The 23,133-nt window shown below is 63.5% G+C and carries 19 protein-coding genes; 16 read left to right on the forward strand and 3 right to left on the reverse strand.

Features of this window, described 5'->3' with window-relative positions; all coding sequences use genetic code 11:
- Positions 1-406: 406 nt before the first annotated feature.
- Complete coding sequence (locus tag ACFPB1_RS18385) at positions 407-916, reverse strand: SRPBCC domain-containing protein (RefSeq protein ID WP_379227568.1); 510 nt, start codon at positions 914-916, stop codon at positions 407-409.
- Positions 917-1,260: 344 nt separating this feature from the next.
- On the opposite strand from ACFPB1_RS18385, the gene ACFPB1_RS18390 reads away from it, so the two are divergent.
- The 4 genes from ACFPB1_RS18390 (at position 1,261) to ACFPB1_RS18405 (ending at position 7,754) form a co-directional block, all read left to right on the forward strand.
- Entirely contained in the window at positions 1,261-2,268 is a 1,008-nt protein-coding gene (locus ACFPB1_RS18390) for a LacI family DNA-binding transcriptional regulator (RefSeq protein ID WP_379227569.1), read from the forward strand.
- Positions 2,269-2,306: 38 nt separating this feature from the next.
- Positions 2,307-4,097, forward strand: a complete 1,791-nt coding sequence (locus ACFPB1_RS18395; RefSeq protein ID WP_379227570.1) for an L-fucose isomerase — start codon at positions 2,307-2,309, stop codon at positions 4,095-4,097.
- Positions 4,098-4,169: 72 nt separating this feature from the next.
- Entirely contained in the window at positions 4,170-6,638 is a 2,469-nt protein-coding gene (locus tag ACFPB1_RS18400) for a GH116 family glycosyl-hydrolase (protein WP_379227571.1), read from the forward strand.
- A gap of 225 nt (positions 6,639-6,863) precedes the next feature.
- On the forward strand, positions 6,864-7,754 hold the full coding sequence (locus ACFPB1_RS18405; RefSeq protein ID WP_379227572.1) for a glycoside hydrolase family 43 protein: 891 nt from the start codon (positions 6,864-6,866) through the stop codon (positions 7,752-7,754).
- A 139-nt stretch (positions 7,755-7,893) separates the two neighbouring features.
- On the opposite strand, the gene ACFPB1_RS18410 is transcribed toward ACFPB1_RS18405, so the two are convergent.
- Positions 7,894-8,787, reverse strand: coding sequence for a helix-turn-helix transcriptional regulator (locus ACFPB1_RS18410; protein WP_379227573.1), 894 nt, complete (start codon positions 8,785-8,787; stop codon positions 7,894-7,896).
- A 134-nt stretch (positions 8,788-8,921) separates the two neighbouring features.
- Here ACFPB1_RS18410 and ACFPB1_RS18415 point away from each other — a divergent pair, with 134 nt between their 5' ends.
- From ACFPB1_RS18415 to ACFPB1_RS18455, 9 genes are all read left to right on the forward strand, one after another.
- Positions 8,922-9,692, forward strand: a complete 771-nt coding sequence (locus ACFPB1_RS18415) for an SDR family NAD(P)-dependent oxidoreductase (RefSeq protein WP_379227574.1) — start codon at positions 8,922-8,924, stop codon at positions 9,690-9,692.
- Between the two features lie 82 nt (positions 9,693-9,774).
- On the forward strand, positions 9,775-10,770 hold the full coding sequence (locus tag ACFPB1_RS18420) for a sugar phosphate isomerase/epimerase family protein (protein ID WP_379227575.1): 996 nt from the start codon (positions 9,775-9,777) through the stop codon (positions 10,768-10,770).
- Positions 10,767-11,576 carry an SDR family NAD(P)-dependent oxidoreductase gene (locus ACFPB1_RS18425; protein WP_379227576.1) on the forward strand — a complete coding sequence of 270 codons (810 nt, stop codon included), beginning with the start codon at positions 10,767-10,769 and terminating at the stop codon, positions 11,574-11,576. The genes ACFPB1_RS18420 and ACFPB1_RS18425 overlap by 4 nt, the downstream gene beginning before the upstream one ends.
- On the forward strand, positions 11,573-12,346 hold the full coding sequence (locus tag ACFPB1_RS18430; protein ID WP_379227577.1) for an SDR family NAD(P)-dependent oxidoreductase: 774 nt from the start codon (positions 11,573-11,575) through the stop codon (positions 12,344-12,346). The genes ACFPB1_RS18425 and ACFPB1_RS18430 overlap by 4 nt, the downstream gene beginning before the upstream one ends.
- 85 nt (positions 12,347-12,431) lie before the next feature.
- A complete protein-coding gene (locus tag ACFPB1_RS18435; RefSeq protein WP_379227578.1) occupies positions 12,432-13,076 on the forward strand; it encodes a TetR/AcrR family transcriptional regulator in 645 nt (214 codons plus the stop codon).
- Positions 13,077-13,260: 184 nt separating this feature from the next.
- Positions 13,261-15,141: an LTA synthase family protein gene (locus tag ACFPB1_RS18440; protein ID WP_379227579.1), complete on the forward strand. Its 1,881-nt coding sequence runs from the start codon at positions 13,261-13,263 to the stop codon at positions 15,139-15,141.
- Between the two features lie 136 nt (positions 15,142-15,277).
- Complete coding sequence (locus tag ACFPB1_RS18445; RefSeq protein WP_379227580.1) at positions 15,278-16,270, forward strand: aldo/keto reductase; 993 nt, start codon at positions 15,278-15,280, stop codon at positions 16,268-16,270.
- 212 nt (positions 16,271-16,482) lie between these two features.
- Entirely contained in the window at positions 16,483-18,534 is a 2,052-nt protein-coding gene (locus ACFPB1_RS18450; RefSeq protein WP_379227581.1) for a molybdopterin-containing oxidoreductase family protein, read from the forward strand.
- Positions 18,535-18,733: 199 nt separating this feature from the next.
- Positions 18,734-19,105 carry a hypothetical protein gene (locus ACFPB1_RS18455; RefSeq protein ID WP_379227582.1) on the forward strand — a complete coding sequence of 124 codons (372 nt, stop codon included), beginning with the start codon at positions 18,734-18,736 and terminating at the stop codon, positions 19,103-19,105.
- Between the two features lie 180 nt (positions 19,106-19,285).
- On the opposite strand, the gene ACFPB1_RS18460 is transcribed toward ACFPB1_RS18455, so the two are convergent.
- Positions 19,286-20,155 carry an AraC family transcriptional regulator gene (locus ACFPB1_RS18460; RefSeq protein WP_379227583.1) on the reverse strand — a complete coding sequence of 290 codons (870 nt, stop codon included), beginning with the start codon at positions 20,153-20,155 and terminating at the stop codon, positions 19,286-19,288.
- 129 nt (positions 20,156-20,284) lie between these two features.
- On the opposite strand from ACFPB1_RS18460, the gene ACFPB1_RS18465 reads away from it, so the two are divergent.
- From ACFPB1_RS18465 to ACFPB1_RS18475, 3 genes are all read left to right on the forward strand, one after another.
- Positions 20,285-21,349 carry a Gfo/Idh/MocA family protein gene (locus tag ACFPB1_RS18465; protein ID WP_379227584.1) on the forward strand — a complete coding sequence of 355 codons (1,065 nt, stop codon included), beginning with the start codon at positions 20,285-20,287 and terminating at the stop codon, positions 21,347-21,349.
- A 137-nt stretch (positions 21,350-21,486) separates the two neighbouring features.
- Positions 21,487-22,326, forward strand: coding sequence for a sugar phosphate isomerase/epimerase family protein (locus ACFPB1_RS18470; protein WP_379227585.1), 840 nt, complete (start codon positions 21,487-21,489; stop codon positions 22,324-22,326).
- Between the two features lie 188 nt (positions 22,327-22,514).
- Positions 22,515-23,090 (forward strand): nitroreductase family protein, encoded by a 576-nt coding sequence (locus tag ACFPB1_RS18475; RefSeq protein ID WP_379227638.1) that lies wholly within the window; start codon positions 22,515-22,517, stop codon positions 23,088-23,090.
- Positions 23,091-23,133 lie beyond the last annotated feature (43 nt).

A 23,133-nucleotide genomic window follows, 5' to 3' on the forward strand; every position in this document is an offset into this window, starting at 1 on the left:
CGCCGTCGGGCTGCCGGTTCCACCCGCGCTGCCCGTTCGCGCAGGCGCGCTGCGCGACGGAGGAGCCGCTGTCCCGGCCGGTCGGCCTCGACCGCGAGGTCGCCTGCCATTTTCCGCTAATTTCCTAAGGTCTTGTTCCTGGCATGCCATAAGGCTAGAGCGATGCGAAGCGGCTGCCCGAAGGGACGGGGCGGGCCGCTTTTTTCGCGGAGCTCGCGATACGCGATAGATGGCGGGAAGCAGGACGTTTCCAGCGGGTGAAGTATGGCCGCATCTTCCCGAACATCCGGTTCATCGCCGATCTTATCGTCTGGCATTGCCGCGCATCGCGCGGCTTGAAGAGGCAAACGGCAAAAAGCCGTCCCGGACGATCCGGGACGGTGCTTTCCCTTGCTGCATGCCGCGATTATTGTTGGGTAGCGAGGTGCTCGGCGAGGCGGTCCCACGTTTCGGCGATGCCCTGCTCCATGCCCATCTCGACCACTTGGCGCAGCGCTTCCTCGGATTCGTAGCGCGACCGGCTGACCAGCAGCGTGGAGCCGCCGCGGTCTTCGAACGTCATTGTAATGTGCGAGGGCGGCATCCCCGGCGTTTCGTTGCCCTCGGCATCTGAGAAGTAATCGATGTAGACAATTTTCTCCGCGTTCACGATTTCCTCGTATACCGCTTTGCCCCACGATTCCATGCCGTAGAAATCCCCTTGCCGCTCATCGAAGCATTTCATGCAGTAGTGCCAGATGCCGCCTTCGCGGAAGTCGACGTTGCAGACCGTCAGCTCCCAGCCGCGCGGACCCCACCAGCGCTTCAGATGCTCCGCTTCGGAAAACGCCTTGAATACGAGCTCCCGCGGCGCTTTGAACTCCCGCTCCAAAATAAAATCCCGTCCCTCGATCGTTGCCGTCAGTTGATTCGTCATGCCTGATTCCTCCTCAGATAATGGGTAATGGTTGATGCGCTTTCGGTCAGACCCTCGGTGCGGCGAAGGCGATCGGAAAGCGCTCGCCGCCGCGCGACAGGGAATGCGACACTCGCCCGATTCGTTTATGGCTTCGGTCTTGCTTGCATTTAGAATATATCCAATATGGAATATTCCTGTCAAGGAATATTTCTTGATTTTCCGTTCCTTCATCGATCGGACATCGGACAAGCGTTCTGTCGAAAGAAAAGGATTGACAGCAAACGGGAATCAGGCTACTGTCATTATGTATTTATCGTGTAATCGATTACGTAAGCGTTTACATCAGTAGAGGTGAAGGAAGTTTGTCCAAAGCAACGATCAAACAAGTCGCGGCCGAAGCCGAGGTGTCGACAGCCACCGTCTCCCGCGTGTTGAACGACAGCGGTTACGTCAGCCCGGAAGTGAAGAAGCGCGTGCACGGCGCGATCGCCAAGCTGAACTACCAGCCGAGCGCGATCGCCCGAAGCCTGAAGCAGGATAAGACGTTCATGATCGGCGTCGTCGTGCCGGATATTTCCAATCCGTACTTCATGGGCATTTCCAGAGGCATCGAGGATGTCGTCGGACCGGAAGGATTCCAGCTCCTCTTCTGCAGCTCCGACGAATCGCCGGAGAAGGAGGCGCGCCTGCTGCAGCTGCTCTACGAGAAGCGCGTCGACGCGATCGTGCTCGCGACGTCCGGCGGCAACGCGGAGCGCATCGGCGGATTGGCCGCGAGCGGACAGCCCATCGTGCTCATCGACCGGCGCCTGGAGGCGGACGAGGGCGCGCCTGCGCTTGATCTCGTCGCGGAGGACAACGCACAGAGCGCATACGAATTGACGAAGGCGCTGCTCGACCGCGGCCATGTCCGCATCGGCGTCGTGAACGGCTTGGCCCGGGTGAGCACGGGGCGGGAGCGTCTGGAGGGCGTGCTCCGGGCGATGAAGGAGCGCGGCCTGGAGGATCGGCTGCTCGTCTGCAGCGGGGATTTCTCCGCGGACGGCGGCGTGCGGGCGGTACAATGGTTTCTGCGAGAGAAGGAGCGGCCCACGGCCATCGTGTCGCTGAACAACCGGATGAGCCACGGCGTGCTGCTGGAGCTCGTGCGCAGCGGGCTGCGCATTCCGGACGACATGGCGGTCGCGTCCTACGGCGAGGTCGAGGCCGGGCGGCTGCTCAAGGAACCGGGCTTGTTTTACCTCGATCAGGCGCCTTACGGGATGGGGCTTAAGGCGGGCGAGATTCTGCTGCGCCGCATTCGCAAGGAAGACGGCATAGCCGAGCCGTTCAGCGAGATTTTCCAACACGAAGTCAAGCAAATCCGTTAATCCTGCTTCATCCATTAACCGTGAAAGAGGGAATGAACATGGACATTCATATCGGCAACCGGCTGCAGGGCAGCCTGCCCAAGATCGGCATCCGGCCGATCATCGACGGCCGCCGCGGCGGTATCCGCGAATCGCTGGAGGACGTGACGATGGAAATGGCGCGCGGCGCCGCCGCGTTCCTGTCGGAGAACCTGAAGCACAGCAACGGTCTGCCCGTGGAATGCGTCGTGGCCGACACCTGCATCGGCGGCGTGGCGGAAGCGGCGAGAGCGGAGGAGAAGTTCGCGCGCGAAGGGGTCGGCCTCACGATCTCGGTGACGCCGTCCTGGTGCTACCCGACCGAAACGATGGACACCCATCCGACGCGGCCGAAAGCGGTCTGGGGCTTCAACGGCACGGAGCGCCCGGGGGCCGTCTACTTGGCCGCGGTGCTGGGCGCGCACAATCAGAAGGGGCTGCCGGCCTTCTCCATCTACGGCCGCGACGTGCAGGACATCGGCGATACGACGATCACGCCAGACGTGCAGGCGAAGCTGCTGCAGTTCGCCAAGGCCGGTCTCGCGGTGGCGACGATGCAGGGCAAATCGTACCTCTCGATGGGCTCGGTGTCCATGGGCATTGCGGGCTGCATCGTCGACGAGACGTTCTTCCAGCGCTACCTCGGCATCCGCAACGAATACGTGGACATGACGGAATTCGTGCGCCGCATGGAGCTTGGCATCTACGATCAGGCCGAATATGAAAGCGCATTAGCGTGGGCGAAGGCGAACTGCATCGAAGGCGATGAGGTCAATCCGGAGCACCTGCAACGGACCGCGGAGCAGAAGGCCCGGGACTGGGAGACCGTCGTGAAAATGACGTTGATCGCGCGCGACCTCATGATCGGCAATCCGAAACTGAACGAGATCGGCTACGGGGAAGAGGCGCTCGGCCATAACGCCATCGCCGCCGGCTTCCAGGGCCAGCGCGCTTGGACGGATTTCTACCCGAACGGCGATTTTATGGAAGCGATGCTGACCTCCTCCTTCGACTGGAACGGCATCCGCGAGCCGTTCATGCTGGCGACGGAGAACGATACGCTGAACGGCGTCACGATGCTGTTCGGCCACCTGCTGACGAACGCGGCGCAAATTTTCGCCGATGTGCGAACATACTGGAGCCCGGACGCGGTGGAGCGCGTGACCGGACATCGGCTGGAAGGCAGAGCGGCGAACGGCATCATCCATCTCATCAATTCCGGTCCGGCGGCGCTCGACGGCACGGGCCGCCAGACGATCGGCGGCGTACCGGCGATGAAGCCGTTCTGGGACATCACGGAGCAGGAGGTTCAGGACTGCCTCGCGGCGACGAAATGGAGCCCGGCGGTCGATTTCTTCCGCGGCGGCGGCTTCTCGACGGACTTCACGACGCGCGCCGGCATGCCGGTCACGATGGCGCGGATCAACCTCGTTGCGGGCCTCGGTCCTGTGCTGCAGCTGGCGGAAGGCTACACGGTCGAGCTGCCGGACGACGTGCACGACAAGCTCGATCGGCGCAGCAACCCGACGTGGCCGACGACCTGGTTCGTGCCGAACCTGACGGGCGAAGGGCTGTTCAAGGACGTGTACACCGTTATGAACAATTGGGGCTCGAACCACGCGGCGGTCAGCTGCGGCCACGTCGGGGGCGAGCTTATCACGCTGGCGTCCATGCTTCGCATCCCGGTCAGCATGCATAACGTCGCCGAGGAGCGCGTCTTCCGTCCGAGCATGTGGAGCGCGTTCGGCGGCATGGATCCGGTCGGCGCGGACTTCCGGGCCTGCCAGGCGCTCGGCCCGCTGTACAAGTAATCGCGCGGGATCGATATTCCCCCTCGATCGGTCTGTCTTATCCATTCCATATCGGAAAGCGACGGTACCCTAATGATCGACACGAAACGAACGGTTGACGCGAGCCCGGCCAGCGGGCTTCGCACGTATCCCGGCGATGCCGGGGAGGCGCTCTTCCCGCTCGGCGGGATCGGCACGGGCAACATCTCGCTCGGCAGCCGCGGCGAGCTGCGGGACTGGGAGATTTTCAACCTGCCGGCCAAGGGCACGCAGATGCCCAATACTTTCTTCGCGATCCGCGTGGCGCCGGAGGGCGGCGATCCGGTCGCACGCGTGCTGGAGTCGCGGCTGCAGCCGCCCCACGCGCGATCGCACGGCTACCATCCGCTCTCGGGCGCGGGACTGCCGCGCCTCGCGGAATCCGAGCTGATCGGCACGTATCCGATGGCGCGCGTCGTCTTCCGGGACGACGACCTGCCGGTGCGGGTGGAGCTCGAGGCGTTCACGCCGATGATCCCGCTCGATCCGGAGAACTCCGGCATACCGGCCGCTTCGCTGACGTATACGGTGACGAATACGGGCGACCGTCCGGCGGAGGTCGTGATCGCGGGCTCGCTCATCAATCCCGTCGGCGGCCTGACGTACGACAAGTTCGGCAATCTGCATTACGCGATGCCGTGCGGGCGGAACGTGAACGCGTTCCGGCGGGACGCGGACGTCTCGGGCCTCCGGTTCTCCTCCGAGAAGTGGGCCCCGGGCGACTTGAACTGCGGCAGCCTGTCGCTCATGACGACGGCGCCGCAATTGACCGTCAAGCGGGCATGGCTGCGCGGCGCGTGGTTCGATTTTCTGCAGGAGTTCTGGGACGATTTCGCCTCGGACGGCCGGCTTACGGATCTCGGCTACGAGGACCCGTCGGCGGACGGCAAGACCGATACGGGCTCACTCGGCATCGTGGAGACGCTGCAGCCGGGCGAGACCAAGACGTTTCCGTTCGTGCTGGCCTGGTATTTCCCGAACCGCCTGAACGGGTGGCACGAAGGCGCGAAGGACACGCGGCCGGGACGCGAGACGATCCGCAACCACTACGCGACGCGCTTCGCGGATTCGTGGGAGGCGGGCGCTTACCTGCTGAACCGGATGACGGACCTGCGCGGCCGGACGGAAGCGTTCCGCGACGCGCTGTTCGGCTCGACGCTGCCCCCGTATGTCGTCGACGCGCTGGCCGGCAACATGCCGGTGCTGCGGAGCACGACCTGCTTCTGGCTTGAGAACGGCAAATTTCTAGGCTTCGAGGGGACGTTCGACGACGCCGGCTCCTGCGAGGGCAGCTGCACGCATGTCTGGAACTACGAGCAGACGCTGGCGTTCCTGTATCCGTCGCTCGAACGGTCCATGCGCCGGATCGAGTTCCTCGAGGAGACCGACGAGTCCGGCAAAATGGCGTTCCGCGCCATGCGGATGTTCGGCTGGGAATGGCAGTGGGGCGGCAAGGCCGGCCCGGCGGCAGCGGACGGCCAGCTCGGCTCCGTTATGCGCCTCTATCGGGAATGGAAGCTGTCCGGCGACGGCGCGTTCCTGCGCGAGCTGTGGCCGCATGCGAAGCGCGCGCTCGATTTCGCGCTCCCGCACTGGGATCTCGACGGGGACGCCGTCCTGGACGGGGAGCAGCACAATACGTACGACATCGAATTTTACGGCCCGAATCCGCTGACCGGCTTCATGCTGCTCGGCGCCCTGAAGGCCGGGGAAGCGATGGCCCGCGAAGCAGGCGACGGCGAAGCCGCGGACGTATACGCCCGGACCGGCGCGGCCAGCGCGAAACGGCTCGGCGAGCTGACGTGGAACGGGGAGTATTTCGCGCAGGCGCTGGCCGACGTCGACGCGCACAAGTACCAGCACGGCGCCGGCTGCCTGTCGGATCAGCTCCTCGGCCAGCAGCTCGCGTATCTGTACGGGCTCGGCGCGCTCATGGAAGAGGACGACCGGCTGAAGAGCGCGATCAGGGCCGTCTACCGGCACAACTTCCGCACCGATTTCCAAGACCACGTCAATTGCCAGCGGGTGTACGCCCTGCACGACGAGCAGGGACTCGTGCTCTGCTCCTGGCCGAACGGCGGCCGGCCGAAGCTTCCGTTCGTCTATTCCGACGAGGTGTGGACCGGCATCGAATACCACGTGGCGACCAATCTGATCTACGAAGGCTTCGTCGAGGAGGGGCTGACGATCGTGAAGGCGGTCCGCGACCGGCATGACGGCTACCGGCGCAGCCCGTGGAACGAGGTGGAATGCGGCCATCATTACGCGCGGTCGATGTCGAGCTGGGGGCTGCTGATCGCGCTGACCGGTTTCCGCTTCGACATGGCGGCGGGCGTCATGTCGTTCGCGCCCGTGACGGAGGCAGACGAGTACGCGGCATTTTGGAGCACGGGCAAAGGCTGGGGCGTGTATCGCCAGTTTATCGATCCGTCCGGCGGCCGCCCGGCGTTCTCCGTCGATGTGCTCGGCGGCGACATGAGCGGCGTGACCGTGCACGCGTGCGGCACATCGATCACGCTCTAGGAGCGCCTGCGGGCGCGGGCGTCTAAGCATCTCCGCGTTCGCAGCGGTTGACGTTCATCGGCCGTTTGCGGCGCTTCGGCGGCTGAGCGGGATTCGGACCGGGTTCCCGGCGGCTGCCGGGGGCCGGTTTTTTCGCGCAGCGCGTGGACAAGCCGGCTGGCCAGCCCGTATAATCGCCAAGAAAGCGTTTTTATCCAACATCTTCATCATCGGGAGGAACCAAGCTTGAGAGGCATCGTCAATCCGATCGTACCCGGCTTCTATGCCGATCCGGAAGCGCGGACTTATGAAGGGCGCCACTGGATCTATGTCACCCGCTCCATTACGGAGTACACGAAGCAAATGAATTTGGACGCGTTCAGCTCCGAGGACCTCGTGACCTGGGAGAAGCACGACGGCATCATCGCGATGGAAGATTTCCCTTGGGTATGGCGGGCCGTCTGGGCGCCGACCATCATTGAGAGCAAAGGCCGTTATTACCTCGTGTTCGCCTCGAACGACATTCAGAACGACGACGAGACCGGCGGCCTCGAAATCGCCGTCTCGGACACGCCGGAAGGCCCGTTCCGCGGTTATCTGGGCAAGCCGCTCATCGACCGGTTCATTCACGGCGCCCAGCCGATCGACGCGCATCTGTTCAAGGACGACGACGGCACGATCTACTTGTACTACGGCGGCTGGAGCCACTGCAACGTGGCCAAGATGAACGACGACCTGACGGGCTTCGTGCCGTTCGAGAACGGAGAGCTCCATCTCAGCATTACGCCGCAAGGCTACGTGGAAGGCCCGTGCATGGTCAAGAAGGACGGCCTGTATTATTTCATGTGGTCCAAGGGCGGCTGGACGAACGGCACGTACAGCGTCGATTACGGCGTCAGCGACAGCCCGCTCGGCCCGTTCGCGCCGAAGGGCACGGTGCTGCAGCGCCAGGAGCCGGTCGCCGAAGGTCCGGGCCATCACGGCTACCTGCATCTGCCGGAGACGGACGAATGGCTGATCGTGTACCACCGCCGCATCATCGGCGACCGGGATCCCGGCAGCCGCGTGCTGTGCATCGACCGGATGGATATCGGCGACGGCGTCATCCGCCCGGTGACGATGACGAACGCTTGGTAAGCGGGAGCGTGAGCCCGGCGTCCGGCAACGTGCCCGCGTCAGGTCCCCGTTATCCGCGAGAACGCCGCAATAACCCTGCTTCGTGCCGCGAAGCAGGGTTTTTTATGCCGGTAATCGGTGCCGGCCGAACCGTCAACCGTCAGACGGTGCGCGAGAGCTTTCGGAATTGCAGCGCGCTCATGCCTTCCCACCGTTTGAAGATCCGGCTGAAATAATGAAAATCGTCGTAGCCGACGAGGAGCGAGATCCGCTCGATCGTGTCGTCGGTTTCGCGGAGCAGCCGCTTCGCTTCCTGGTGGCGCACGGACTGGACGAACTTATTCGGCCCGATGCCCATCAGCGCCTTGAATTGGCGGCTCATGTAATCCTCGTGCACGAGCAGGAATTTCGCCATTTCCGTGCTCGTCCATCTGCGGCCGCAGTGCCGACGGATCTCGTCCGCGAGCGCGAGCAGCCGCTCTTCGTGCTTGGGCCGCGGCAGCGGCCGAGCCTCGCCGCCGCGGCGGGCGAGCAGCGCGACGAGGTGGAGGAGCATCGCCTTGCACGCGGCGTCGTAGCCGCTCTGCCGCTCGTTCCACTCCTGGATGACGCCTTCCATGAGCGCGACGATCCGGCCCGATACGTTGGCGAAGCAGTAGCCGGCCAGCAGCGGCTTGTCCGACACGTAGGGGACGGCGCTGAAGGCGCTCGGGTCGATCTGGCTCTCGTCGACGATGAAGCGGTGGCCCGCGGCCGTCCCGTCGAAAAAGTCGAAATGAATGCCGAGCAGCTCCGCGTGCGGCTCTGAGCGGATTTCGACGATGTGGGGAATCCACGGGGGCAGGACGAGCAGCGTGCCCGCCCGGGCGAGATGCCGCTCGCCGCCGATCGTCGCGGCGATCTCGCCGTGCTTGACGAAGAGCAGCTCGAAGTCGTAGATGCGCCGTTTCCATTGGAACGACGGCGCGCGGACATGATGCCGCGCCCAATGGACGGCGGGCGATAGTTCCCGCAGCGTGCAAGGCCGCGGCTTTACATAGGAGGATGCTTCCATAATTGTCACCACCGGTCGGAAGATTTACGGAAAAGTCCAAAAAGCGGTCAGTTTTATGTAAATCCATGCGGTTAGGAGAATGGTACCATGTAAGCGCATTCCCATACAAGGGTGCGAAAGGAGCGAATGGAGCCATGAATGCGCAGCAATTATTCCAATTAAACGGACAAGTCGCGGTCATTACGGGAGGCGCGGGAGGACTCGGACTCGTGATGGCGCGGACGCTGGCCGAGGCGGGGGCGGCCGTCGTCGTGACGAGCCGCGCGCTCGCGAAGGCGGAGGAAGCGGCGGCCGGCCTGCGGGCGTCCACGGGCGCCGACGTGACCGGGCTCGAAGCGGACATTTCCGGCTACGCCGGTGCCGAGGCGATGGTTAAGGCGGTTTTGGAGCGGCACGGCCGCATCGATATTCTCATTAACAACGCGGGCACGAACATTCGCAAGCCGATCGAGGACTACGACGAAGCGAGCTGGGATCTCGTCGTCGGCGCGAATTTGAAATCGCCGTACCTGTGCGCCCGCGCCGTGACGCCGGTCATGAAGGAGCAGCGGTACGGCCGCATCGTCAACATGGGCTCGATGCTCGGCGCCGTCGGCCTGCCGGAGCGCTCGGCGTACTGCGCCAGCAAGGGCGGCGTCATCCAGCTGACCAAAGTGCTCGCGCTGGAGCTGGCGCCGTTCAACGTGACGGTCAACGCGCTCTGCCCGGGACCGATCGCCACGGAGCTGAACACGGTCGTCATGAACAATCCGGAAGCGAACCGCTTCTTCATCGAACAGATCGCGCTTGGGCGCTGGGGACAGCCGGAGGAGATCGCCGGACCGATCCTGTTCCTCGCGTCCGCCGCATCCAGCTTCATGACCGGAGCGGCGATGACCGTCGACGGCGGCTGGACGGCGAAATAAAGGTCGAAAAAACAGCGCAAATAGAGCTTCCTCTGACTTATTCCGAATCTTACTTTATTCCGAATCGAAAGGGTGAACGAATATGCGCATCGGATTATCGATGTACGGCACGACTTACGCGATGGGGCTGCATCCCCGCGCGGGACGTCCGGCGATGACGGCCGAAGGCGTCATCGCCTGGGCTGTGCGGGCCGGCCTGGAGGGCGTGGAGCTGCCGGACAGCCTGCTGGCCCAATCCGACCTCGCGGCGATCGCGCGGCTGACGGAGGAACAAGGCTTATACGTGACGGTCGCTTCGGGCGGCTACGATCCGGCCAAGCTGGCCGAAGCCTGCCGGATCGCGCGGGCGGCCGGCGCGCCCATCGTGCGCACCGTCGTCGGCGGCGCGCGGATCGGCGGGGACCGCCGTCCGCTGGCGGGACGCTGGGGCGCCTTCATGGCGGACGTGCGGGAAGGGCTCGCGGCCGCGACCGAGGCCGCGGAACGCGCCGGCGTCACGCTCGCGCTCGAGAACCATCAGGATCTCGCGTCCGAGGAACTGCTCTGGCTGTGCGAGTCGATCGGGTCGCCGCATTTCGGCTTGACGCTCGATACCGGCAATCCGCTCGCGACGGCGGAGGAGCCGATCGACTTCGCCCGCCGGATCATGCCGCATATTCGCAACGTGCACTTGAAGGATTATTGGATCTATCCGAGCGAGGAAGGCTTCCGGCTCGTGCGCAGTCCGATCGGACAAGGCGCCGTCGACTTCCCGGCGCTGTTCGCGCTGCTGCGCGAGCACGGCCCCGCGGACCTGCCGATGTCGATCGAGATCGGGGCGCTGGAAGCCCGGCATATCCGCGTGCTCGCCGACGATTACTGGCCCGAGTACCCGGCCCGTTCCGCTCGGCAGCTGGCTGAGCTGCTGCGCTTCGTCCAGGCGCACGCCCGGCCGGCCGGCGACTGGCGGACTCCGCACGAGCGGGAGGCGCCGCCGGAAGCGGTCGCCGCGTACGAACGCGCGCAGCTGCGGACCAGCATCGCCTACCTGCTGCCGCTCGTCGCAGAGCGCGGCGGCGAGGAGGAGGCAGTATCGTGATCATCGATCTGAACGGCAAGGTAGCGATCGTCACCGGCGCGGGCCGGGGCATCGGCCGTCAGATCGCGCTGACCTTGGCGCAGGAGGGCGTCCGGACAGTCGCGCTCGACGTTCGCCAGGAGCAGCTGGGCGAGCTCCGTGAGCTGTTCGCGCAGCGGGACTTGGCCGGCGCCCAATATTTATGCGACGTCCGGGACGCGAAGACCGTAGAAGAAGTCGTGCAGGACGTGCATCGGCGCTTCGGCCGGATCGACATTCTCGTTAATAACGCGGGCGTCGCGAGCGGCGGGCCGGTGGAATCGCTCGGCGAGGACATCTGGGACCTTAACATGGACATCAACCTGAAGGGAACGTTCCTCATGTGCAAGGCCGTGGCCCCGGTTATGAAGGCGCAGCGGCACGGGCGTATCCTGAACGCCGCTTCCTTCGCCGCGATCGTGCCGAGTTACGGCAGCGCCGCGTACGCGTCGTCCAAAGCGGCGGTCAAGCAGTTCACCCGCGTGCTGGCGGGCGAGCTCGGTCCGTGGAACGTAACCGTCAACTGCTACGCGCCAGGGATGATTCCGACCGACATGAACCATTTCGCGGAGCTGAGCGAGGAGCGCCAGAACCGGCTGCTGGACACGCTGACGCTGCGCCGCTGGGGCAGCAAGGACGACGTTACGAACCTCATCTGCTTCCTCTCGTCCGATCTCGCATCTTATATTACGGGCACGATGATCGACGTCAGCGGCGGCAAGCTGGCGACGCAAATCCCGGCGGCCGCGTACGAGGCCGCAGCGCCGAAGGATGCGAATACGCCATGAACGGGATCGACGTGGCCGGCAAGACGGTGCTCGTGACGGGCGGCGCCCAGGGCATCGGCCGGGCGATCGCGGAGCGGTTCGCCGCGTACGGCGCGCGGATCGCGATCGCGGATGTGAACGAGGAGGCGGGCGCCGCGCTCACGCGCACGCTGGCCGAAGCGGGGCGCGAGGCGCTCTTCGTCCGCTGCGACGTCTCGCGTTCGGACGAGATCCGCGCCCTGGAGGCCGAAGTGCGGGCGAAGCTCGGCGCGGCGGACGTGCTGGTCAATAATGCCGGCATTTTTCCGCGGGCGGATTTAATGAACACCGACGAAGCGTTTTGGGAGCGAATTATGGGGATTAACTTGAAGGGTGCCTACCTGATGTGCCAAGCCTTCGTCCCCGGGATGATCGAACGCGGAGGCGGAAGCATCGTCAATATCGGCTCGACGCATGCCCGCAGCGGCGATCCGGCGGCGATGGCGTATGCGGTGTCCAAGGGCGCCATCGTGACGCTTACCCGGAATTTGGCCAAGGGGCTGGCGAAGCACGGCATTCGCGTCAACTGCGTCCAGCCGGGCTGGGTCGCGTCGGAAGGCGAGACGTCGCGGCTGCGCGCGACGGGCGCGGACCCGAGTAAGCTGTTCGCGGAAGCGTCCGCCCGGCTGCCGATGGGACGCATCCAGACGGGCGAGGAGATCGCGGACGGGGTGCTGTTCATGGCATCGGGCCTCAGCAGCCAGGTGACCGGCCAGGTGCTGACGGTGGACGGGGGATTGAGCCTGCGATGACCGAAAGGTGCACGTTGACAGATCGTTCGGGACGGGAATATACTTCTCATTGTACGATCGTTCAACGAAAGCCGGAGGGAACCGAATGACCCAGATCAGCCGAAAAGAACAAGCCACCGCAACGCGAGAAATGCTGCTGGAAACCGCTAAGGGGTTGTTCGCGGAGATGGGGTATCACGGAACGCCGGTTCGTGCGATCACGAGGCAAATTCGAAAAGGCGACGGCATTTTATATCATTATTTTCCCGGCGGGAAGCAAGAGATCATGGCGGTCCTGCTGCGGGAGAGTTTTGAGCACCGCGTGCGCGAAATCAAGCAACTGACGAACGAGACGATCGAGCACCTGCCGCTGCGCGAGGCGCTGCTGGCCATTCTGGGCAAGATCAACGAATTGTTCCTGGACGACCTGGATCTGATGCGGATCCTGTTCCGCGAGAACGATCTGCTCGATCTTGCCGAAGCCAAGCAGCTGGCGTCCATGATGTCCGAGCGGGTGGCGTCGATCGCGGACTTCCTGCGGCGCAGGCACGAGAAGGGCGAGATCCGGCGGATGAATTTCACGCTGGCGGCCCGCCAGCTGCTGTCGATGTGGATGCAGTATTCGTACAGCTCCATCATCGGCATCAAAGTCGTGTCGGAGCCCGACTCGAGCGCTTACATGGAGGAACTGGTCGATTTCGCACTCAGCCTCTGGCAGCCGGGACCGGACGGGAACGGGACAATCGAATAGGCTTATTTTTCGTCGTTTTCGGAAGAAACGCGCATCGCCGCCTGCACGGGCGGCGTTCCCGTTTCTTCCTTGTTCGTTACGCGCGCCCGATCGTTCGCCGATCGGAGAACCGAAGCGCTTCGCCGGGCTTCCGCCCGAGCTTGGCGAGGACTATACAACAATGGCATTGAAGGTGATGAAAGCAATGTTTTGGTCAAAATTATTGAATCGCCGGTTTCTGCTGTTCACGCTGCTGCTGCTGCTCAAGGGAAGCCTGGTCATGTACGTCGTGTTCGACATCGGCTTCTCGTGGGAGACGCCGGTGACGGAGCTTCCGTTCATCTGGATCGTCTTCTGCTGCATCGAACTGATCGCCCGCAAGCGGAAGATGCTCTATTATCTCATATCCAATCTCTTGATTACGCTGCTCTATTTTACCGTCGTCATCTATTACAAGTATTACGGCGTCATCGTCACGTACCATGCGCTGCACCAGGCCGACAAGGTGACGAAGGTGAGGGAAAGCACATACTCGCTACTGGACCCGTACTACCTGCTGTTCTTCGTCGATATCGTGATCTTGGGCGCCGTTTATTTCTGGACGAGACGGAAAGCCGCGTCCGCCGAGCCGTCGTTCGCGGCGCACTGGCGGCCCCGCCCGACCCGCAGAATGGCCCTGTACGCCATGATCGCCGCTTCGATCGCGCTGTGCGTGTTCAACATCTGGCCGAACCGGGCGAGCATGAACGAGAACAAGCAGGCGGAGGACATGGGCATCCTCAACTACGAGGTGTACACGCTCTTGTCCGATTCCACCGAGAAGCAGGACGTCGTGCCGATGAAGGACATCACACAAGCCAAAATCGACGGGCTGAAAGGCTTCGAGGAGCCGGCTTCCCCGAAATATTTCGGCGCCGCCAAAGGGAAGAACCTGATTATCCTGCAGATGGAATCGTTCCAGGATTTCCTCATCGGATTGAAAATCAACGGTCAGGAAGTAACGCCGAACTTGAACAAGCTCGTGCAGGAAACGTTCCATTACGACCGCTTCTATACGATGGCCGGCCAAGGGACGACGTCCGACGCCGAGTACGTCGTCAATACGTCGCTTTACGTGCCGCACCATGAGGCCGCGACGGACAAATACGTCGAGAAGGCGCTGCCGAGCCTGCCGAAGCTGATGCACGCGAACGGCTACGATACCGCGACGTTCCACACGAACGAAGTGCACTTCTGGAACCGCAGCGAGCTGTATAAGTCCATCGGCTGGGACCGGTATTACGATCAGAAGTTCTACGGCGACGAGGACCACATCGCGTTCGGGGCGTCGGACGAAATCCTGTACGCCAAGACGATTCCGGAGCTGCAGCGGATGGATCAGGCGGATAAGCCGTTCTATGCGCAGGTCATCTCCATGAGCGCGCATCTCCCGTACAAAATTCCGGAGTCGAAGTACAAAATGACGCTTCCGGAAAACATGGAAGGCACGCTCGTCGGGGACTACATTCATGCCCAGAACTACGCGGACTACGCGCTCGGCGCCTTTATTCAAGACCTGAAGGACACCGGCCTGTGGGACGACAGCGTGATTCTCATGTATGGTGACCATCAGGGTCTCCCGATATACTCGCTGAGCGGCGATGAGAAAGACATGCTGAAGGATATGCTGGGCCACGAATACGGCTATGCCGACATGTTCCGGATCCCGCTGATCATGCACGTGCCGGGGCTGACGTACGGGGCCGCGCAGCACGACGTCGGCGGCCAGATCGACATCTTGCCGACGGTCGCGAACCTCCTCGGCGTCTCGACGGCGAACCAGATTCACTTCGGCGAAGACTTGCTGAACCACAGCTCCAACCTGCTGCCGATGCGCCACTTCCTGCCGACGGGTTCGTTCATTACCGACGAGAGCATCTTCGTGCCCGGCAAGGAGTATCAAGACGGCACGAACTATCCGCTTCCGGGCGAAACCGGCACGACGGCGGCGACGAACGAGCAGTACGAGCGATCGCTGCAGCTGCTGAACCTGGCGGACAGCTTCGTGTCCCAGCTGCCGAACAAGGACGGAAGCCCGAACGAGTAACCGGACGATCCCGCATTGGCCTGAGGGCTGCGGCGTCATCCGATTGAATGTGAATCGCGCGCCCCAACTAAGACCCGCACCGAGAGCCGCGTGAGCAAGGCACGCTAGGCACGGCCTACATGGGGAGGGTACGCAAATGCGATACGGCATCATTCCGGGAACCGATCTGAACGCCGCCGTCGTCGTTATGGGCACCGCCGGTTTCGGCGGCGGCATGACGGAGGCGGAGGCCTTCCGGCTGTTCGATCTGTACGTGGAGCAAGGCGGCAATTTCTTCGACACGGCGCTGGTGTATGACGATTGGCTGAATCGAGGCCGAAGCCTGACGGAGATCCGGCTCGGCAAATGGCTGAAAGCGCGCGGCAACCGCAAGCGCCTCGTGCTTGCCACCAAGGGCGGGCATCCCGAGCTGACTTCGATGCACATCGGCCGGCTCGGCCGGGAAGATCTGATCGCCGACGTCGACCGCAGCCTGAGCCAGCTGGGGACGGACGTTATCGACCTGTATTGGCTGCACCGGGACGATCCGGCCGCGCCGGTGGCGGGCATCATGGAGACGCTGGACGAGCTGGTCCGGTCCGGCAAGGTCCGCAGCATCGGCTGCTCGAACTGGACGGTGGCGCGCATCCGGGAAGCGCAGGCGTACGCCGAGGCGAACGGGTTGACGAAGTTCGCCGCGAGCCAGCCGCTGTGGAACATGGCGATGGTCAATCACGGCTCCATCCGCGATACGACGCTCGTCGTCATGAACGAAGCGGATAAGACGTACTACGAACGGGCGGGAATGGCGGTCATTCCGTTCTCTTCGCAGGCGAACGGCTTCTTCGGCGGACGGTACGCCCGCGGCCGCGAAGCGGGCCGCCAAGGCAGCGCGGACGCCGTCGAGCGGCAGTATTTCAGCGAGGGCAATTTCGACCGGCTCGAGCGCGCGCAGCGGCTGGCGGCCGAGCTGGGGACGACCGGCTCCGCCATCGCGCTGGCTTACCTGACGTCCCAGCCGTTCCCGGTGTTCCCGATCGTCGGGGCGACGAAGCCGGACTATGTGATCGACTGCTGCGCGGCCGGGGATATAACGTTGACGCCGGCGCAGATTCGCTATTTGGAAACCGGCGAAGCAGGCGAGCGATAGGCGGCGGTATGTCGTTTGTCCGATCTGCTGCCGCGTGCGCCAGACCAATCGTTTTGCTGTGAGGAAGCCCGACGGCTATGCGGCCGCCGGGCTTTTTTGCGCGCGCGAGCCGCGGGCTTCACGCCGGCGGCGGTTTCCGCGGGGGATGCCGCAGGCGCGGCAATCTAGTATACTGGGAACAGGTAAGTTGAAGGGTGGAAGGAGACAGCGGCATGAGCAGCTATGTGGAACAGGCAAACGGCGTATTTCCGTCCGTGTGCTCGCTGGATTGTCCGGATCAGTGCGGCCTGCTGGTCCATAAACAAGACGGCGTCATCATTAAAATTGAAGGCGATCCCGCGCATCCCGTTACGCAGGGAGCGATTTGCAATAAAGTACGGAACATGACCGCGCGGCTCTACGACGAGAAGCGGCTGCGGTACCCGCTAAAGCGAACCGGCCCCAAGGGGAGCGGCCAATTCGAGCGTATCGGCTGGGACGAAGCGATCGCGGCGATCACGTCCCGCTGGAAAGCGATCATCGCCGAGGAAGGCCCGGAAGCGATACTGCCGTACAGCTTCTACGGCAACATGGGCCGCGTCAACACGGAAGGCATGGGGCGGCGCTTCTTCAACCGTATGAACGCGAGCCGGCTCATTTACTCCATCTGCGAGGCCGCCGGCACCGTCGGCTACGCCTACACGATGGGCGGCAGCTACGGCACGGATCCGGAGGATACCGTTCACGCCAAGCTGATCATCATGTGGGGCGTCAACGCGGTCAGCACGAACATGCATCAGGTGACGCTGGCCGAGAAGGCGCGCAAGAACGGCGCCACGGTCGTCGTCATTGACGTCCACCGCAACCGGACCGCCAAGTGGGGCGACTGGTTCATTCCGGTCCGGCCGGGCACGGACGCGGCGCTGGCGCTCGGGATCATGCACGTCCTGTTCGCGGAAGGGCTCGTCGACGAGGCGTTCATGGAGGCGTACACCGCCGGCCACGAGGAGCTGCGCGAGCACGTGAAGACGTACGCGCCGGACTACGTCTCGTCGATCACCGGCGTGCCTGCGGCGGACATCGTCAAGCTGGCCCGCATGTACGGTACCGTCGACGGCGCTGCGTTCATCCGGATTGGCAACGGCCCGCAGCATCACGACAACGGCGGCATGACGACCCGGGCGATCGCCTGCCTGCCGGCGCTGACCGGCCAATGGCTGAAGAAGGGCGGCGGTGCGATTAAAGGCAACGGCGGCCATCTGGCGCTGAACCAGCGCGCGCTGGGACGTCCCGATCTGAAGCCGAAGACGCCTGCCCGGCCGCGCGACATCAACATGAATCTGCTGGGCGAGGCGCTGGCCGATGATGCGAAGCCGATCCGTTCGCTGTACGTGTACAACGCGAACCCAGCCGTCGTCGCGCCGAACGCGGGCAAGGTGCGGGAGGGGCTGGCGCGCGAGGATTTGTTCACGGTCGTGCACGAGCTGTTCCTGACGGAGACGGCCGCCTATGCGGATATCGTGCTGCCGGCGACGTCGGCGTTCGAGAACACGGACGTCTATTCGTCCTATTGGCATCATTACGTGCAGATCCAGGAGCCGGTCGTGGCGCCTCACGGCGAGAGCAAGTCGAACACCGAGGTGTTCCGGCTGCTCGCGCGGGCGATGGGCTACGAGGACGAGGCGCTGCGGGACGGCGACTACGACATGATCGCCCAAGCGCTGGACAATCCGGCGAATCCGAATTTGCGGGACATCACCTTGGATACGCTGCGGGAGAAGCAGTTCGCCAAGGCGGACATCAAGCCCGTCCTGGAGGGCAAGCTCCGCACGCCGAGCGGCCGGATCGAGCTGTATTCGGCGGCGATGGAGCGGCAAGGATTTCCTCCGATGCCGACGTATATGCCGCTCGTCGAGGAAGGGACGCATCCGTTCCTGTTCATTCCGACGGCGAATCATAACTTCCTCAACTCGACGTTCGCGCACAACGACAAGCATATGGCGATGGAGAAGACGCCGAAGCTGTACATGAACGCCGCCGACGCGGAAGCGCTCGGCATTCGCGACGGGGACGCAGTGAAGGTGTGGAACGGACGCGGCGAATGCGAACTGACGGCGGCCGTCGGGGAAGACGTGCTGCCGGGCGTTGTCGTCAGCCAAGGCTTGTGGGCGGACGGCAAGGACCGCAAGGCCGTCGTCAACGCGCTGACGCCGGACCGGGTAGCCGACATGGGGCAGGGGGCGACGTTTTTCTCGGGGCGCGTCAGCGTCGCCAAAGCCGTGTAACGGCACTCGCTTTATTTTTGTAAGTTGCTTGACATTGTTAACTGTAACTCATATAATTACAGTATCGATACGGAAACGGGACGGCGAGCAAAGACAGCCATTTGCGAAGCGTCCCCTTTTCCGGCCTATACTGTAACTAAGACAAGTACAGTTCTGGTGCTTCCAAAATCCAAAATTCGAAGACGGGTGGTGCTTGACGATGAGCTTTGCGATCGGCGATTGGGTACAAGGCAGAACGAGAGACGGGGAAATGATTCAAGGATTCATTACGTCGCTGAACGACCAGCGGAACATTGCGACGGTCCATGTCGTTCAATCGGATCATGACGCCGCGGTAGGCACTGCGGTCGCCGTGCTGAGCCGTTGGCTGAAGCCGCAGCCGACGCTGGAGGCGCTGGACTACGAAGGTCCGATTCTCGACTTCATCGAGCTGGCGCTCGCGACGCGGGACGCGGAATGGTTCGCGGAGCTGACGGACCGGCTGCGCGCGATCGCGCAGAAGCGGGAGCAAGACGGCGAACAAGGCGCGCCGATCCTGCACGGCCGCAACCGCCTCGGCCAAATCTACTGATGTAGATGAGGCGTTCACATAGAGAAGACCGGAATGGAGGGTTCCGGTCTTTTTGTCATGTCCGGAGACGGGCTGCACGGACATCATGCCGGTTGCGATCAAGCCGGGCTGCAGGCCGCAGGCGGCTCCACATGCAGGCTGACGATGGCGCGAATCTAGACCCGCCCGGGCGCCACGGCGTCAGACGGGTCTTTTGGCTTTGCGGTACGCGAGCGGCGACACGCCCTTGCGTTCGCGGAAAATTTTGGCGAACGTCTTGTAGGAGCCGAAGCCGACCTCAAGCGCGACTTCGACGACGCTGTAATCGGTGGAGACGAGCAGCGAGGCGGCGTGGCGCAGCCGCAGATCCTGGAGGAAGTGAACGAACGTCTGGCCGGTCTGCTCCTTGATGACCTCGCTGATGCGCGACGCGCTCATGGCGAACCGCTCCGACAGAAGCGACAGCGTCACGTCCTCCTGGTAATTGCGGTGAAGATGATGGATGATCGGCCAGACGGCAGCGCCCTTCTTAAGCGGAGGCGCGGCGCTCGCCGCCTCGGGCCGGTGCTTGCGCCGCTCGCGGTCGAAGCAGATCAGCAGCTCCTTCAACCTGGCTTGCAGCATCGGAAGCCGCCAAGTCTCGCTGCCCTCGTACTCGCGCATCATGTCGTCGATGAGGAACCGCGTCCGCTCCGCCATCGCGCCGGTGAACGTCGTGTACGGCGGCAGCGCGCTCGGCTCGATCAGCTCCGCCAGCCCGTCGCCGTGGCCGCCGGCGTCCATCAGCAGGTCCATGCTGAACATGCAGTTGTACAGCAGCAGTGTGCTTCCCGGCTCCGTGAACAGCTCGTGCACCTGGTACGGCTGCACGAAGGTGAACGTTCCTGGCACCATGTCGTGCCGGACGTCGTTGACGGCTTCGGAGCCGCGGCCGGAGATGACGTACGACAGCTCCAGGAAGTCGTGGCGGTGCGCCCGGAAGCCGCGTTCGAGGGCGTGGATGCCGATGTGGAACGGGAACGGGCCGTCGGCGTTCGGATAGGTTTTCAAATAGTCCGGAAAATGAGTCATAGGAAGGCGATCCTCCGAAGAATTGGGACGTTTATCGAAATATGAGACAAGCTTTTTTCTAGGTTCTACTTTATCATAGAATCGTTACGCGTGTATCTGGCAGCAGACATCCGGAGAGGAAGATGAGCAATGGCAGTACGGATCGGCATTATCGGCGCAGGGAATATTGGAAGCGTTCACGCTAAGCAGTTCTCGCAGCTGCGGGATATATGCGAGATCACGGCAATTACGGATTTGTATTTGCCTTTGGCGGAGCAGCGGGCGGCGGAATACGGCATTCCGGCCGTACCGGAATCGCCCGAGGCGCTCATTCAGAGCCCGAACGTCGACGCGGTCATCATCGGCGTCCCGAACCAATTTCACGCAGAGCTCGCCGTGCGGGCGATCGAAGCGGGCAAACACGTGCTGCTGGAGAAGCCGATGGGCATCAACGCGGCCGCGGCCAGGCAGATCCTGAAGGCGAGCGAAGCGTCCGACAGGGTCGTCATGATCGGGCATCAAATGCGCTGGGAATCCGTGCCGATGCAGATCAAGGAGCAGATCGACCGCGGCGAGCTCGGCCGGATCTACACAGCCAAGACGGGCTGGTTCCGCCGCAAGGGCATTCCGGGCTGGGGCACGTGGTTCACGCGCATGGACCAGTCGGGCGGCGGTCCGCTCATCGACATCGGCGTGCACATGCTCGACCTCGCCCTGTACCTGATGGGCAACCCGAAGCCGGTCTCGGTCTTCGGCTCGACGTACGCGGAATTCGGGCCGAAGCGCAAGGGCATCGGCACGTGGGGCAAGCCGAATTGGAGCGGCGTCTACGACGTCGAGGACCTGGCCACGGCGCTGATTAAGATGGAAGACGGCAGCACGCTGACGCTGGAAGTGAGCTGGGCCGTGCACATGGACACGGACAACACGCCGTTCGTCCATCTGATGGGCACGGAGGGCGGCGCGAGCTACCGCGGCGCGACGGGCAAGCTGCTGACCGAGAAATTCGACAAGCCGCTGGAGACGCCGCTGTCCCGGCCCGAGAACGACGAGAACGAGCGGCTGCGCCTGAGCCGCCACTTCATCGAATGCATCCAGACGGGCAAGCAGCCGATCACGTCGGCGCTGACGGGCTACACGAACAACCTGGTGCTCGACGCGATCTACGAATCGTCCCGCACCGGCCACGAAGTGAAGCTGGACTGGAGCCTGTAAGGCGCGATCCCCGCGCGGCCCTAGTCTGCTGCCGGTTCTTTTCGTACGAACCTTTAAGCGGCATTCCCCTCATCGGGAATCTCGCGTTTTCGAATCTTTTATTCCGAATCTATCAAATTGACGGAGGCTGAACGAATATGTTAAAAGGACTTTCCCGCGCCGGACTCGGCGACATCGGCAGCGACGAGCGCTTCATCGCGCTGGCCGGCGAATACGGCTTTCAGACGGTCGACATCGACGCCAAAGGCTTAATCGACCGCAACGGAATCGAAGGCGCCCGCAAGCTGCTGGCGGACAGCGGCGTTACGATCGGCTCCATCGGCCTGTCGGTGGAATGGCGCCAGTCGGAAGAGAAGTTCCGCGCCGGCCTCGCTAAGCTCGCGGACGAAGCCGCGGCGGCGGCTTCGCTCGGCGTCCGCAATTGCTGCACGTACGTGCTGCCGGCAACGGACAACAAGGCGGCGCACTTCGCGGTCGTCGCGACGCGCCGGCTGCGCACCTGCGCGCAAATTCTCGGCGCTTACGGCATCCGCCTCGGCCTGGAGTTCGTCGGCCCGCATCACCTGCGGACGGCGTGGGCGAATCCGTTCCTGTGGTCGATGGACGAGACGCTCGATTGGATCGCCGCCATCGGCGAGCCGAACGTCGGCCTGCTGTTCGACGCGTACCACTGGTACACCAACGGCCATAGCGTGGCGGACATCGAAGCGCTGACGCCGGACCAGCTCGTGCACGTCCACATCAACGACGCGCCGGACGTGCCGGTGGAAGAAGCGCGCGATAACGGCCGCCTCTACCCGGGCGAAGGCGTCATCGATCTCGCCGGGTTCCTGAAGGCGCTGAACGCGATCGGCTACAAGGGCTCCGTCACGCAGGAGATCCTGGCGGCGGAATCGCCGTCCGAATCGCCGGAAGCGCTGCTGGCGCGTTCGAAGGCCGGCTTTGCCAAAGTATACGCCGCAGCCGGCTTGGAATAAGCCATCTCGCGCTGCAGCAAGCCGAGCCCCGCGGGGCGGCCTCACGGCTGCTTTTCGCGGGGCTTTCTTGCGCGCAGCGGGGCGGGAAGGCGCCCGTTCCGGTCACCGGCCGATTCAACATTCGATCCCGGCTATGCTACAATGAATCTATGAAAACGCCATTGGAAGAAGGGGAGACGGGATTCATGATGAACGTCATCGAAGCGATCCGGACGAGAAGAAGCATCGGCAAAGTGACACAGGAGCCGATCGCCAAGGAAACGATCGAACAAATTTTGGAGGCGGGCATTTGGGCGCCGAACCATCGGCTGACCGAGCCTTGGCGCTTCTTCGTGCTGAGCGGGGACGGGCGCCGGAAGCTGGGCGACGCGCTGGCGTCGGTCGCGGTCGCGCAGGCGGCGGAAGGGCTTGATGCGGCAGCGCTCGAGGCGAAGGCCGAAGACGCGCGCAAGAAGGCGCTGCGGGCGCCGGTCGTCATCGCCGTGGCCGTGGAGCCGGCCGAACGAAAGGACGTCATCGAGCTGGAGGAATACGGCGCCGTCAACGCGGCCATTCAGAACATGCTGCTGACGATCCATGCGCTCGGGCTCGGCGCGGTGTGGAGAAGCGGGGAGCCATGCTACCACCCGCTGATGAACGAAGCCTTCGGCCTGCGTCCGCAGGACAAGATGCTGGGCTTTATTTATCTGGGCGTACCCGACATGGCGGCGCCTCAGGCGAAGCGCGCATCCGCGGCGAGCAAGACGACGTGGATCGAGCAGTAAGCCCTCCCGCAAGCCGCAATTCGGCGTGCGCGAATCCCGGAAG

The organism is Paenibacillus sp. GCM10023250, assembly GCF_042653205.1.
GTDB lineage: Bacteria > Bacillota > Bacilli > Paenibacillales > Paenibacillaceae > Paenibacillus_Z.